At 71.3% G+C, this 14,210-nt stretch carries 10 protein-coding genes; 9 read left to right on the top strand and 1 reads right to left on the bottom strand.

Going from position 1 to position 14,210, the window contains the following annotated elements; translation table 11 throughout:
• Positions 1 to 27 precede the first annotated feature (27 nt).
• From BGK67_RS25520 to BGK67_RS25530, 3 genes are all read left to right on the top strand, one after another.
• On the top strand, positions 28 to 726 hold the full coding sequence (locus BGK67_RS25520; protein ID WP_069922262.1) for a GNAT family N-acetyltransferase: 699 nt from the start codon (positions 28 to 30) through the stop codon (positions 724 to 726).
• A 97-nt stretch (positions 727 to 823) separates the two neighbouring features.
• Positions 824 to 2,680: an IucA/IucC family protein gene (locus BGK67_RS25525; protein ID WP_069922263.1), complete on the top strand. Its 1,857-nt coding sequence runs from the start codon at positions 824 to 826 to the stop codon at positions 2,678 to 2,680.
• 52 nt (positions 2,681 to 2,732) lie between these two features.
• Positions 2,733 to 4,703, top strand: a complete 1,971-nt coding sequence (locus tag BGK67_RS25530; RefSeq protein ID WP_069922264.1) for an ATP-dependent DNA helicase — start codon at positions 2,733 to 2,735, stop codon at positions 4,701 to 4,703.
• Positions 4,704 to 4,772: 69 nt separating this feature from the next.
• On the opposite strand, the gene lexA is transcribed toward BGK67_RS25530, so the two are convergent.
• A complete protein-coding gene (gene lexA / locus BGK67_RS25535; RefSeq protein ID WP_069922265.1) occupies positions 4,773 to 5,564 on the bottom strand; it encodes a transcriptional repressor LexA in 792 nt (263 codons plus the stop codon).
• Between the two features lie 469 nt (positions 5,565 to 6,033).
• On the opposite strand from lexA, the gene nrdR reads away from it, so the two are divergent.
• From nrdR to BGK67_RS25565, 6 genes are all read left to right on the top strand, one after another.
• A complete protein-coding gene (gene nrdR / locus BGK67_RS25540; protein WP_069922266.1) occupies positions 6,034 to 6,546 on the top strand; it encodes a transcriptional regulator NrdR in 513 nt (170 codons plus the stop codon).
• Between the two features lie 144 nt (positions 6,547 to 6,690).
• The gene (locus BGK67_RS25545; protein ID WP_069922267.1) at positions 6,691 to 9,582 is read left to right on the top strand and encodes a vitamin B12-dependent ribonucleotide reductase; all 2,892 of its coding nucleotides are present in this window, start codon (positions 6,691 to 6,693) and stop codon (positions 9,580 to 9,582) included.
• 242 nt (positions 9,583 to 9,824) lie between these two features.
• Positions 9,825 to 10,430: a YdbC family protein gene (locus BGK67_RS25550; RefSeq protein WP_069922268.1), complete on the top strand. Its 606-nt coding sequence runs from the start codon at positions 9,825 to 9,827 to the stop codon at positions 10,428 to 10,430.
• Positions 10,431 to 10,513: 83 nt separating this feature from the next.
• Complete coding sequence (locus tag BGK67_RS25555) at positions 10,514 to 11,173, top strand: histidine phosphatase family protein (RefSeq protein ID WP_069922269.1); 660 nt, start codon at positions 10,514 to 10,516, stop codon at positions 11,171 to 11,173.
• Positions 11,174 to 11,184: 11 nt separating this feature from the next.
• Positions 11,185 to 12,102, top strand: coding sequence for an ADP-ribosylglycohydrolase family protein (locus BGK67_RS25560; protein ID WP_069922270.1), 918 nt, complete (start codon positions 11,185 to 11,187; stop codon positions 12,100 to 12,102).
• Positions 12,103 to 12,326: 224 nt separating this feature from the next.
• Positions 12,327 to 14,021, top strand: coding sequence for a DUF4153 domain-containing protein (locus BGK67_RS25565; RefSeq protein WP_079154366.1), 1,695 nt, complete (start codon positions 12,327 to 12,329; stop codon positions 14,019 to 14,021).
• Positions 14,022 to 14,210 lie beyond the last annotated feature (189 nt).

Here is a 14,210-nt window from a genome sequence, read left to right on the forward strand (position 1 = left end):
GTCGGAACCGACGCGGGGAAGAGCCCCATGCCCACCACCGACGCCCCCGCCGCTTCCGCCGGCTCCACCACCCACGCCACCGGCACCGGCCGCGCCCTCGACGACACCATCGAACTGCGGCTCCCCGCCGGGCTGCTGCCCCTCCTCGCCGAAGCCGACCTCCTCGACTCCCCGGCCGCCTGGGGCAGCACCCGCACCGCCGCCGGAGCCTTCCACCTCGAACCCGTACGACCGGGACGCGACCTCGAGCTCCTCACCGGCTGGATGAACGACCCCGAAGTGGCCGCCTACTGGGAACTCGCCGGTCCCCCCGAGGTCACCGCCGCCCACCTGCGGGCCCAACTCGACGACGACGGCCGCAGCATCCCCTGCCTCGGCCTCCTCGACGGCACACCGATGAGCTACTGGGAGATCTACCGGGCCGACCTCGACCCGCTCGCCCGCCACTACCCGGCGCGCCCCCACGACACGGGTATCCACCTGCTCATCGGAGACGGCACGAACCGCGGCCGCGGTCTGGGCACCGCCCTGCTGCGCGCCGTCGCCGACCTGGTGCTCGACAACCGCCCCCGCTGCACACGCGTCATCGCGGAACCGGACATCCGCAACACCCCCTCCGTCTCGGCCTTCCTGAGCTCTGGTTTCCGCTGCCACACCGAAATCGACCTACCCGACAAGCGCGCCGCCCTGATGGTCCGGGAGCGGGCGCTGCGCAATCTCCTCTGAGTGCCGCCCCACGCGCCCGACGGTCATCGCCGCTTCGCACCTCTCCCTTCGAAAACTCTGCGTCGCGCAGCAAAGTTCCCGATCTCCGAGGAGTCCCGTGCCGAATTTCCCCGCAGCCCCCGACTCCGCTGAATCCCCGCTGCCCCCGTCGCCCCAACACCCCTGCACGCCGCCCGAGCTGACCGCCGCGACCTGGGACCGTGCCGCCCGCCGCATGCTCGCCAAGATGCTCGCCGAGTTCGCCTACGAAGAAATCGTCAGCCCCGTTCCCGCCCCGGCCGCCGCCGAAGACGCGTGGACCCTGTCCCTGGACGACGGCAGCCTCCTCGGCTTCCGGGCCCGCCGCCGCTCCTACGACAGCTGGCAGGTCAACCCCGACACCTTCACCCTCACCCCGCCGGCGCCCTCCACACAGCCCCCGACCGCCTTCGGGGACCCGTACGCCTTCCTCGTCCGCTCCCGTTCGCTGCTCGGTCTCGACGGAGCCACCCTCGGCCACCTCGTCCGCGAGCTCAGCGCCACCCTCGCCGCCGACGCCCGGATCGACCACACCGCGCTCACCGCCGACGTCCTGGCCGACCTCGACTACGCGCACCTCGAAGGCCACCAGACCGGACATCCCTGGCTCGTCCTCAACAAGGGCCGCATCGGCCTCTCCTCCGCCGACGTGGCCGCCTGGGCGCCGGAGGCCCGGACCCCTCAGCGGCTGCCCTGGCTCGCCGCCCACACCTCGCTCGCCGCCTACCGCGGCACCGCCGGCCTGGAAGAGCCCGCCCGCCTCTACTCCGCCGAGCTCGACCCCGTCACCCGCGCCGGCTTCGACCAGGCCCTGCGCGACCGCGGCCTGGATCCGTTCCACTACCTCTACCTGCCGGTCCACCCCTGGCAGTGGGACGAGGTGGTCCTCCCGCTCTTCGCCCCCGCCCTCGCCTCCGGCGCCCTCGTACCCCTCCCCGCCGACCCCGACGTGCGGCTGCCCCAGCAGTCGATCCGTACCTTCCTCAACCTCACGCGCCCCGACCGGCACAGCGTCAAGGTCCCGCTCTCCGTCTTCAACACCATGGTCTGGCGCGGGCTGCCCAGCGACCGCACCCTCGCCGCCCCCGCCGTCACCGCGTGGATCCACTCCCTCCGCGACGCCGACCCCTTCCTCCGCGAGGAATGCGGGGTCATCCTGCTGGGCGAGGTCGCCTCCGTGACCGTCCGGCACCCCGTCTACGACGCGCTCCCCGAGGTCCCCTACCAGTACAAGGAGCTCCTCGGCGCGATCTGGCGCGAACCCCTGACCGGGCGCCTCGCACCCGGCGAGCGCGCCCGCACCCTCGCCTCCCTCCTGCACACCGACCCTCGCGGCAGGTCCTTCACCGCCGAGCTCGTCGCCCGGTCCGGACTGGCCCCCGCCGCCTGGCTGCGGCGCCTCTTCGCCGCCCTGCTGCCCCCGCTCCTGCGCTTCCTCTACCGCTACGGCACCGTCTTCTCCCCGCACGGGGAGAACGCCATCGTGATCTTCGACGAGCACGACGTGCCGGTCCGGCTCGCGGTCAAGGACTTCGTGGACGACGTCAACATCGCCGCCGAACCGCTGCCCGAGCTGGCCTCCCTGCCCGACGAGGCCCGGGCGGTGCTGCTCGCCGAGCCCGCCGACTTCCTGCCCCAGTTCATCCACTCCGGGCTCTTCGTCGGCGTCTTCCGCTACCTCGCGGCCCTGTGCGAGGACCGCCTAGGGGTCCCGGAGAGCGAGTTCTGGTCGCTCGTACGGGCGGAGATCCTCCGCCACCAGGCCCGGTTCCCCGAGCTGAAGGACCGCTACGAGCTCTTCGACCTGCTCGGGGAGCGCATCGTACGGCTCTGCCTGAACCGGAACCGGCTCTACGAAGACGGCTACCGCGACCGACCCGCCCGCCCGCGCGCCGTGCGGCACGGCACCGTCCCCAACCCCTTGTACCGGCCATGAATCCTCGCCGGTGCGGTCGCTGTCGGTGGCGCCCCGTAGGGTTGGCAGTGCTATGACGAAGCCCTCCCTCCCCGACCTGCTGCACGCCGCCGTCTCCGCCGTCGGCGGTACGGAGCGCCCCGGCCAGGTGGCCATGGCCGAAGCCGTCGCCGAAGCGATCGACGACAACTCCCACCGGCTCATCCAGGCCGGTACCGGCACCGGCAAGTCCCTCGGCTACCTGGTGCCGGCGCTCGCCCACGGCGAGCGCGTGGTCGTGGCCACGGCGACGCTCGCGCTCCAGCGGCAGCTCGTGGAGCGCGACCTGCCCCGGACGGTGGAGGCACTGCATCCGCAGCTGCGCCGCCGCCCGCAGTTCGCCATGCTCAAGGGCCGTTCCAACTACCTGTGCCTGCACCGCCTGCACGAGGGTGCTCCGCAGGACGAGGAGGAGGGCCTCTTCGACCAGTTCGAGGCGGCCACCCCCACCAGCAAGCTCGGCAAGGACCTGCTGCGCCTGCGCGACTGGGCGGACGAGACGGAGACCGGCGACCGCGACGACCTCACGCCGGGCGTCTCGGACAAGGCCTGGTCGCAGATCTCCGTGTCCTCGCGCGAGTGCCTGGGCGCGACGAAGTGCGCCTACGGGGCCGAGTGCTTCGCCGAGGCGGCCCGCGAGCGCGCCAAGCTCGCGGACGTGGTGGTCACCAACCACGCGCTGCTCGCCATCGACGCCATCGAGGGCGCGCCGGTGCTTCCGCAGCACGAGGTACTGATCGTGGACGAGGCCCACGAGCTGGTCTCCCGGGTGACCGGGGTGGCCACCGGCGAGCTCACCCCCGGGCAGGTCAACCGGGCGGTGAAGCGCGCGGCCAAGCTGGTCGACGAGAAGGCGGCCGATTCCCTGCAGACCGCCTCGGAGTCCTTCGAGCGGGTCATGGAGCTGGCGCTCCCCGGCCGGCTGGAGGAGATCCCCGAGGACCTCGGCTACGCCGTGATGGCGTTGCGCGACGCCGCGCGCAACGTGATCTCGGCGATCGGCGCGACCCGCGACAAGTCCGTCCACGACGAGGACGCCGTCCGCAAGCAGGCCCTCGCCGCGGTCGAGAGCATCCACGGGGTGGCCGAGCGGATCTGCAACCGTTCCGAGTACGACGTCGTCTGGTACGAACGCCACGACCGCTTCGGCGCCACGCTGCGGGTCGCCCCCCTGTCGGTGTCGGGCCTGCTGCGCGAGAAGCTCTTCGAGGACCGCTCCGTGGTCCTGACCTCGGCCACCCTCAAACTCGGCGGTGACTTCAACGGCGTCGCGGCCTCCATGGGCCTGTCACCGGAGGGGGTGGAGGGAGACGACACGCCGGTCTGGAAGGGCCTGGATGTCGGTTCGCCCTTCGACTACCCGAAGCAGGGCATCCTCTATGTCGCCAAGCACCTGGCCACCCCGGGCCGCGAAGGCACCCGCGGCGACATGATGGACGAGCTCGCGGAGCTGATCGAGGCCGCCGGCGGCCGCACCCTCGGACTCTTCTCCTCCATGCGCGGTGCCAAGGCGGCCGCCGAGGAGCTGCGCGGCCGGCTCGACAACCCGATCCTGCTCCAGGGCGAGGAGACGCTCGGCGAGCTGATCAAGGCCTTCGCCGCCGATCCGAAGACCTGCCTGTTCGGGACGCTGTCGCTGTGGCAGGGCGTGGACGTGCCCGGCCCCAGCTGCCAGCTGGTGGTGATGGACAGGATTCCGTTCCCGCGCCCCGACGACCCGCTGATGAGCGCCCGGCAGAAGTCGGTGGAGGAGCACGGCGGCAACGGGTTCATGGCCGTGGCGGCCACGCATGCCGCGCTGCTGATGGCCCAGGGCGCCGGTCGTCTCGTACGGGCGATGGGCGACCGGGGTGTCGTCGCGGTCCTGGATCCGCGCCTGGCCACGGCCCGGTACGGGAGCTTCCTGCGGGCCACGCTGCCGGACTTCTGGTACACCACGGACCGGAACCAGGCCCGCCGCTCCCTGGCGGCCATCGACGCGTCCGCGCAGGCCGACGGGAAGTAGTTCTCGGGGCAAAGGGCAACCCCCGGGACCGGCGCAGTGGATCCCGGGGGCTGGACGGAGGCGGCGGGGTCAGACCCGTCGCAGTACGGCGACGACCTTGCCGAGGATGGTCGCCTCGTCGCCGGGGATCGGCTGGTAGGCGGAGTTGTGCGGGAGGAGCCAGACATGGCCGTCCTCGCGCTTGAAGCGCTTGACGGTGGCTTCGCCGTCCAGCATCGCGGCGACGATGTCGCCGTTCTCCGCGACCGGCTGGCGACGGACCGTGACCCAGTCGCCGTCACAGATGGCCGCCTCGATCATCGAGTCGCCGACGACCTTGAGGACGAAGAGCTCGCCGTCGCCCACGAGCTGGCGGGGGAGCGGGAACACGTCCTCGACCGACTCCTCGGCGAGGATCGGGCCACCGGCCGCGATCCGGCCGACCAGGGGAACGTAGGAGGCGGCGGGCTTGCCGGTGGTGTCCGTCTGCTGCGAGCTGGGCTGGTCGGAGCCGCGCACCTCGTACGCCCGGGGGCGGTGCGGGTCGCGGCGCAGGAAGCCCTTCCGCTCCAGGGCCATCAGCTGGTGGGCGACGGACGACGTGCTGGACAGGCCGACCGCCTGGCCGATCTCCCGCATCGACGGCGGGTAACCCCGCCGCTGCACGGAGTCGCGAATGACCTCGATGACCCGCCGCTGCCGGTCCGTGAGTCCGGAGCTGTCGGCGCGGATGCCTGGAGGTCGACCTGGCAGCGAGCGTGCGGGGCGTACGGGCTCCGCCTCCGGGTTCAGGTTTGCGTCGTTCATGGCATGCACCGGCTCAAGTCGGCTCTGGGAGCGGTTCTGGGCAGTGATGGCGGCACTGTCTGCGGTCGTGGTCACGTCGGCCCCTCTCGAAATGTTCTCCCTAGCTGGACAACGGTAGTTGCTTTCGAAAGGTTGCGCCAAACACACGTTCGAGTGAAAAATCGCAGATCGTCCCGCGCGGGCAAATCGAGAGGTGTATGGGCGATCGGTTGGCCGAACGCGGGTTCGGCCCGGCAACCGCTGCTTACGGTACCCTTCCCGGTCGGATCACGGCCCTCCGGGTCCGGGCCCAGTGTGGCACCGAAAGGCCTCGAATCCGCCTGCCGGGCGCTGCGACACGCGGAGCGGGGTAAATCCACCGCAACCCAAGATCTAGTGGTTGGATGAGCGCAGCCGCCCAGAAGTTGTGGTCCCCGGGTCCGCCGAGGCTCCCGACATCGCATATGCTGGTGGCTGCTTCACGAGCCCCCGGCAGAGCCCGTCTCCGTCGTTCAGGAGCCTCGTGAGGTGATTCAGTCGTGCCAAGAGGGAGGGTGAGGGAACCATGCACTGCCCCTTCTGCAGGCACCCCGACAGCCGCGTCGTCGACAGCCGCACCACGGACGACGGCACGTCGATCCGCCGGCGCCGTCAGTGCCCCGACTGCTCCCGTCGCTTCACGACGGTGGAGACGGCCTCGCTGATGGTGATCAAGCGCAGCGGGGTGACCGAACCCTTCAGCCGTACCAAGGTCATCTCCGGCGTGCGCAAGGCGTGCCAGGGGCGGCCGGTCACCGAGGACGCCCTCGCCAAGCTCGGCCAGCGGGTCGAGGAGGCGGTGCGCGCCACCGGGAGTGCCGAGCTGACCACCCACGACGTGGGTCTGGCCATACTCGGCCCGTTGCAGGAGCTCGACCTGGTCGCGTACCTGCGCTTCGCGTCCGTTTACAAAGCGTTCGACACCCTTGAAGACTTCGAGACCGCCATCGCGGAACTGCGCGAGCGGCGGCCTCACCCCGAAGAGTGCGAGCACGGGGCGACCGGATCGGTCCCCGTGCCCGCCTCCGCCGCCGACTGACCGGACGGCCCTCCCCGCGGTGCTCGCGCTCCGCGGTGTGGCCGGTGAGTCGCGCGAAGAGACGTAGATACAGAGACACAGCACCGTGCCGCGGAATAACGCTGGCACTTTAGGGCGTTTTTGCCCGCATATGGGAGGCCTGGCATGACAGAGACGGCGAGCAGCTCGGCACGTGGTTCCCGCGCCAAGGGAACCAAGGCAGCCAAGGGCGGCCTGCGTATCGAGCGCATCCACACCACCCCCGGCGTGCACCCGTACGACGAGGTGAGCTGGGAGCGCCGTGACGTCGTCATGACCAACTGGCGCGACGGCTCGGTCAACTTCGAGCAGCGTGGTGTCGAGTTCCCCGACTTCTGGTCGGTGAACGCGGTCAACATCGTCACCAGCAAGTACTTCCGCGGGGCGGTCGGCACCCCGCAGCGCGAGACCGGTCTGAAGCAGCTGATCGACCGGATCGTGAAGACCTACACGAAAGCCGGCGAGGACAACGACTACTTCTCCTCGCCCGCCGACGCGGAGATCTTCGAGCACGAGCTGACCTACGCCCTCCTGCACCAGATCTTCAGCTTCAACTCCCCGGTGTGGTTCAACGTCGGCACGCCCCAGCCGCAGCAGGTCTCCGCCTGCTTCATCCTGGCCGTCGACGACTCCATGGAGTCGATCCTCGACTGGTACAAGGAAGAGGGCATGATCTTCAAGGGCGGCTCCGGCGCCGGCCTGAACCTCTCCCGCATCCGCTCCTCCAAGGAGCTCCTCTCCTCCGGCGGCAACGCCTCCGGCCCCGTCTCCTTCATGCGCGGCGCCGACGCGTCCGCAGGAACGATCAAGTCGGGCGGCGCCACCCGCCGCGCGGCCAAGATGGTCGTCCTGGACGTGGACCACCCGGACGTCGAGGCCTTCATCGAGACCAAGGTGAAGGAGGAGGAGAAGATCCGCGCCCTGCGCGACGCGGGCTTCGACATGGACCTGGGCGGCGACGACATCACGTCCGTCCAGTACCAGAACGCCAACAACTCCGTCCGCGTGAACGACGAGTTCATGACGGCCGTCGAGAACGGCACCAAGTTCGGGCTGCGGGCCCGCATGAGCGGCGAGGTCATCGAGGAGGTCGACGCCAAGGCGCTCTTCCGCAAGCTCGCCGAGGCCGCGTGGGCCTGCGCCGACCCGGGCATCCAGTACGACGGTGTGATCAACAACTGGCACACCTGCCCCGAGTCCGGCCGCATCACCGCGTCCAACCCGTGCAGCGAGTACATGCACCTGGACAACACGTCCTGCAACCTCGCCTCGCTCAACCTGATGAAGTTCCTGAACGACGACGGCAAGGGCAACCAGTCCTTCGACGCCGAGCGCTTCTCCAAGGTCGTCGAGCTCGTCATCACCGCGATGGACATCTCCATCTGCTTCGCGGACTTCCCCACGCAGAAGATCGGCGAGAACACCCGCGCCTTCCGCCAGCTGGGCATCGGCTACGCCAACCTCGGCGCCCTGCTGATGGCCACCGGCCACGCGTACGACTCGGACGGCGGCCGCACCCTCGCCGCGTCGATCACCTCGCTGATGACCGGTACCGCCTACAAGCGCTCCGCCGAGCTGGCCGCCATCGTCGGTCCGTACGACGGCTACGCCCGCAACGCCGAGTCGCACAAGCGCGTCATGAAGCAGCACGCCGACGCCAACGCCGTCGCGCCGCGCACCGAGGACCTGGACAGCGCGATCTGGGCCGCGGCGACCGAGGCCTGGCAGGACGTCCTGCGCCTCGGCGAGCGGAACGGCTTCCGCAACTCCCAGGCCTCCGTCCTGGCGCCCACCGGCACCATCGGTCTCGCGATGTCCTGCGACACCACCGGTGTCGAGCCGGACCTGGCCCTGGTCAAGTTCAAGAAGCTCGTCGGCGGCGGCTCGATGCAGATCGTCAACGGCACCGTGCCGCAGGCCCTGCGCCGCATGGGCTACCAGGAGGAGCAGATCGAGGCGATCGTCACCCACATCGCCGAGCACGGTGTGGTCGTCGACGCCCCGGGCCTGAAGACCGAGCACTACGAGGTCTTCGACTGCGCGATGGGCGAGCGTTCCATCTCCGCGATGGGCCACGTCCGCATGATGGCCGCGATCCAGCCCTGGATCTCCGGCGCGATCTCGAAGACGGTCAACATGCCGGAGACGGCGACCGTCGAGGAGATCGAGGAGATCTACTTCGAGGCGTGGAAGATGGGCGTCAAGGCGCTCGCGATCTACCGCGACAACTGCAAGGTCGGCCAGCCCCTCTCCGCCAAGAAGAAGGAGGAGGAGAAGGAGGAGGTCACCGCCAAGACGGAGGAGACCATCCGCGCCGCCGTCGAGAAGGTCATCGAGTACCGTCCCGTCCGCAAGCGCCTCCCCAAGGGCCGCCCGGGCATCACCACCTCCTTCACGGTCGGTGGCGCCGAGGGCTACATGACCGCGAACTCCTACCCGGACGACGGTCTGGGCGAGGTCTTCCTGAAGATGTCCAAGCAGGGCTCGACCCTGGCGGGCATGATGGACGCCTTCTCGATCGCCGTCTCGGTCGGCCTGCAGTACGGCGTGCCGCTGGAGACCTACGTCTCGAAGTTCACCAACATGCGCTTCGAGCCGGCCGGCATGACGGACGACCCGGACGTGCGGATGGCGCAGTCGATCGTCGACTACATCTTCCGCCGCCTGGCGCTGGACTTCCTGCCCTTCGAGACCCGCTCCGCGCTCGGCATCCACACCGCCGAGGAGCGCCAGCGCCACCTGGAGACCGGCTCCTACGAGCCCCTCGAGGACGAGCTGGACACCGAGTCCCTGGCGCAGTCGGCCCCGCTGGCCGCGGTGCCGTCGGCCCCGAAGCCGGTCGCGCCCGCCGTGCCGGTCCCGGCTCCGAAGACGGCGCACAGCAGCGCCGAACTGGTCGAGATGCAGCTCGGGGTCTCCGCGGACGCCCCGCTCTGCTTCTCCTGCGGCACGAAGATGCAGCGCGCCGGCTCCTGCTACATCTGCGAGGGCTGCGGCTCCACCAGCGGCTGCAGCTGACCGCGCGCCGGCTGGGCGTGAAGAACAGCGGTTGAGGGCGGTGGGGCTCGGTATCGGGCGCCACCGCCCTCGGCGTTGGCGCGTGCGCCCTGGGGGAGGTCCCGACGGGCGAGGGCGGCGCTGCTCGGCGTGGCCGACCGGGAGTTCGGGCTTCGGTTGCACGAGCGGGATGCGGTCGAACTGGTAGGGATGTACCTCGCCGGGGACTGACCCGGGCCGCGCCGGGACCGTACGATGGCGCCGTGCTGGTCAAGTGGATTCGCTGCACGGTGACGGACCGACGCGGGTTCGAGCGGGGGCAGCGAAAATGGGCGGGGCTGCCGGGCGAGCCGGGATTCCGGGGGCAGGGCGGCGGCTGGAGCCGGGGCCGGCAGTCGGTCGCGCACGTCTTCGCGTTCTGGGAGAGCCGCTCCTTCTACGACTCCTTCATGGCCCGCAGCCACGACCGGCTGGCCGCCGCGCAGAACGGCACCTACACCCATCCGCGCGTGACCCTCTTCGACCACCGCTTCGACGTGAAGACCGGCTTCGAGCCGCGCTTCACGGACGCCGACGTGGTACGTGTCGCGCACACCCGGGTCCGTGAGGGCCGGGTCGACCACTTCGCCCTCATGCAGGAGAAGGTGTGGAATCCGGCCATGGCGGGTTCTCCCGGCATGATCAGGGGCCTCTTCGGCGAGGCCCCTGGCCGGGAGTTTCTGGTGCTGTCGATGTGGCACGCGGCCGCCGAGCACGGCAAGTACCGGCAGGAGCGGGTCGAGCGGCTCTCCCTGCGCGCCCAGATCCAGGCCGACGTCGAGGCCCTGACCGGCGACGTCGTCGATCTCGAACCCTCCTGGACCGTCTGAACCGGTATGACCGTCGGACGATCGGGCGGCCCTTCCGGCGTGCCCGGTCGGTGGGCCCGCCGATGGCCGAATAGGGTCGTGGGATGGTTCGACCACGGCGCATCGTCCTCGTCCGGCACGGGGAATCAGAGGGGAATGCCGACGATTCGGTGTACGAACGGGAGCCCGACCACGCCCTGCGGCTGACGGCGACCGGGCGCGAGCAGGCCGCGGCGGTCGGCGTACGGCTGCGCGAGCTCTTCGGCGACGAGACGATCAGCGCGTACGTCTCCCCCTACCGCCGGACCCTGCAGACCTTCCGGGAACTGCGGCTGGACCCCACGCGGGTCCGGATGCGCGAAGAGCCCAGACTGCGCGAGCAGGACTGGGGGAACTGGCAGGACCGGGACGACGTACGGCTCCAGAAGGCGTACCGGGACGCATACGGGCACTTCTTCTACCGCTTCGCGCAGGGCGAGTCGGGCGCCGACGTCTACGACCGGGTCGGCTCCTTCCTGGAGAGCCTCTACCGCAGCTTCGAGGCCCCGGACCATCCGCAGAACGTGCTGCTGGTGACGCACGGGCTGACCATGAGGCTGTTCTGCATGCGGTGGTTCCACTGGTCGGTGGCCGAGTTCGAGGCCCTGTCCAACCCCGAGAACGGCGCATTCCGGACGCTCGTGCTGGGCCCGGACGGCCGGTACCGGATGGACCGCCCCTTCGAGCGGTGGACCACACCTGAGCCCTACGACCTGGACGGCTAGAGTGACCCGCGATGACGCCTGACTCCACTTCCGAACGGCGCTACGCACGCGCCCTGTCCAGCCTCCGCGGGCTGGCCCTGGGGGACGCCCTGGGCTCCCAGTACTTCGTCCCCGTGAACTACCCCCTCCTCAAGCGGCGTGAACTGCCCGTCGGCAACGAAACGTGGCAGTGGACCGACGACACCGAGATGGCCTGCTCGGTGGTGGCCGTGCTCGCCGAGCACGGACGCATCGACCAGGACGCGCTGGCGAGCTCCTTCGCCCACCACCACGACTTCGACCGGGGCTACGGACCGGCCGTGAACCGGATGCTGCGCCTGGTCCGGGAGGGCCAGGACTGGCGCACGCTCGCCGCCGAACTGTTCAACGGCCAGGGCTCCTGGGGCAACGGCGCCGCCATGCGCATCGCGCCCCTGGGCGCCTGGTACGCGGACGACCCCGAGCAGGCAACGCACCAGGCGGAGATCTCCGCCTACACCACCCACCAGCACCGCGAGGCCGTCTGCGGGGCCATGGCCGTCGCCGCGGCGGCCGCGCTCGCGGCGGCTCCGGCCGGCCCGCCGAAGGCCGCCGACCTGCTGGACGGGGTGATCGCCCTGGTGCCGCGCAGCGCCGTGGGCGCGGGGCTCCGCCGGGCACGCGACATGCTGGACTACGGCGACGCGACCACGGTCGCGGCGGTCCTGGGCTGCGGGCGGCGTACGAGCGCCCATGACACCGTGCCGTTCGCCCTATGGTCGGCGGCGCGTTCGCTGGACGACTACGAGCGGGCGTTCTGGACCACCGCACAGGTGGGCGGCGACGTCGACACGACCTGCGCGATCGTCGGCGGCGTGCTGGGCGCCCGCGGCGACGAGGCGCTGCCTGCCGCGTGGCTGGCGCGCACCGAGGCCCTGCCGGCCTGGCTGCCGGAGGCGGTGGCGCGCTAACTCATCGGACGCGGCGGCCGGGGCGGGGGCCGGCAACGGGGGCTCGGATGGGGCGGATGGGGATGGGGACGGGCTTCCGAGCAGGGCGAATCCGCCCGCTGCGATTGTCACGGTCCCGCCACAGGCTCTTTTGATCCTGTTCAAAACCGACTGGCACCGGCCTACGCTGTCCGCTCCGCCGCCCCACCCGAACCGGGGGCGGGGTGACAGGGGAGGGGAACCCGATGCCAGAGAACACCGACGGGGTGGACAAAGCCGCCGACCGGACCGAGGGCGCAGCAGCCCGAGAGCCGGCCGCCGATCAGGCGCCACCGGTCGCGCCCGCACCGCCGACGGGCAGTGGAACCCCGGCCGACGCCGCCGCCTGGCATGCCTGGCAACGGCAGCAGGCCTGGCAACGGAGCGCCGCCGCCCGGGCCGCGGCCTCCGCGCCGCCCGAGTGGGTGGTCCGGATACGGCCCGCCGAGGCCGCCCCGATTGGCGGCGTGACCCTTGCCGCGACGCTGATCACCGGCCTCTGCGCCGCCCTGCTCCTCGGCGACGGCATGGGTCCCGGCCTGCTGCTCGCCGTCGTACCCGCGGTGGTCGCCGCGTACGCCGCCGCCCGCGCGGCCCGTCGTACCGCCCGCCCCTGGACCCTCGTCTGGGCGGTCGGCTGCCTCGCCCTCCTCGCCGTACCCGCGCTGCGCGACTCGGCCTGGCCGTCCACCCTCGCGATCCTCGCCGCCCTCCTACTCGGAGCGCTGGCCCTGCACGGCAGCCGCACCTGGCCCGGTGTCCTGCTCAGCCCGCTCGGTGTGTTCGAGGCGGCCGTCTCCGGGCTCGGATGGGCCTGGGAGGGCCTGCGCTCGCGCAGCGGCGGCAACAAGGACCGCTGGCTTCCCGTGGCCAAGGCGGTGGCCGTGGCCGCGGCCCTCCTGCTCCTCTTCGGCACGCTGTTCGCCTCCGCCGACGCGGCCTTCGCCGATCTGCTGGGCGCGCTGACGCCCGACATCTCCATCGAGGACGGACCCATCCGGATCGTCCTCTTCCTGCTCGGCTGCTTCCTCGCCGTGGCGGCCGCCCGCGCGGCGGCCGCCCCCTTGCGCTGGGACCGGATCGAGGTGAGTCCCGGCAAGGCGCGCTCCCGCGTCGAATGGGCGCTTCCGCTCGTCGTCCTCAACCTGCTCTTCGCCGGCTTCAACGCCGTACAGCTGGCCGTCCTGTTCGGCGGGTACGACAAGGTCCTGGAGAGCACCGGTCTCACCTACGCCGAGTACGCCCGGCAGGGCTTCTGGCAGCTGCTCTGGGCTACCCTGCTCACCCTCGTCGTGATCGCGCTGGCCCTGCGCTGGGCCCCGCGCTCCGGCGCCGGCGACCGGCGCTTCGTGCGCGTCGTCCTCGGGGTGCTCTGCGTGCTGACGCTGGTCGTCGTCGCCTCCGCGCTGCGCCGCATGGACCTCTACGTGGACGCGTACGGCCTGACCACCCTGCGGGTGTCCGTGGCCGCGATGGAGATCTGGCTGGGCCTCGTTCTCGTACTGATCATGGCCGCGGGGGTGTTCGGCGCGCGCCGGCTCCCGCGGGTGATCGCCGGGAGCGCCGCGGCCGCCGTCCTGGCCTTCGGTCTGCTGTCCCCGGACGGGATGGTCGCCGAGCGCAACGTCGCCCGCTTCCAGGCGGACGGCAAGATCGACCTGGACTACTTCCAGAGCCTCTCGGCGGACGCCGCCCCGGCGCTCGACCGGCTGCCCGAGCCCCAGCGCTCCTGCGCCCTGCGCGGGATCGGCGAGGAGATCTCCAGGGCCGGGGACGTCCCCTGGTACGCGATGAGCCTCGGCGAGCACCGGGCCCGGCAGATCCTGCGCGAGCGGCCGGTGGCTGCCACCCGTGAGGTCTGCTCGCGGCTCGGGACCTTCGGCAGCCGCAGCGAGTACTAGGCGTTCGCGGCGTGGGCACCGCCCCGAGAGTCGCGGGCCCCGCACTCGAACGGGCGATTCTCGCGGCGGTAGTTGGGGAGGGCGGGCTCGGGCCGAGTCGCGCGGCCCCGGTCGTTCCTTCACGACTGCGACCCGGTGCGCGGCCGGCGGGGGGGGGAGTCGCCTGGTCCGGAGCCTGGGCGACGGCCG

This window comes from Streptomyces subrutilus, assembly GCF_001746425.1.
GTDB lineage: Bacteria > Actinomycetota > Actinomycetes > Streptomycetales > Streptomycetaceae > Streptomyces > Streptomyces subrutilus_A.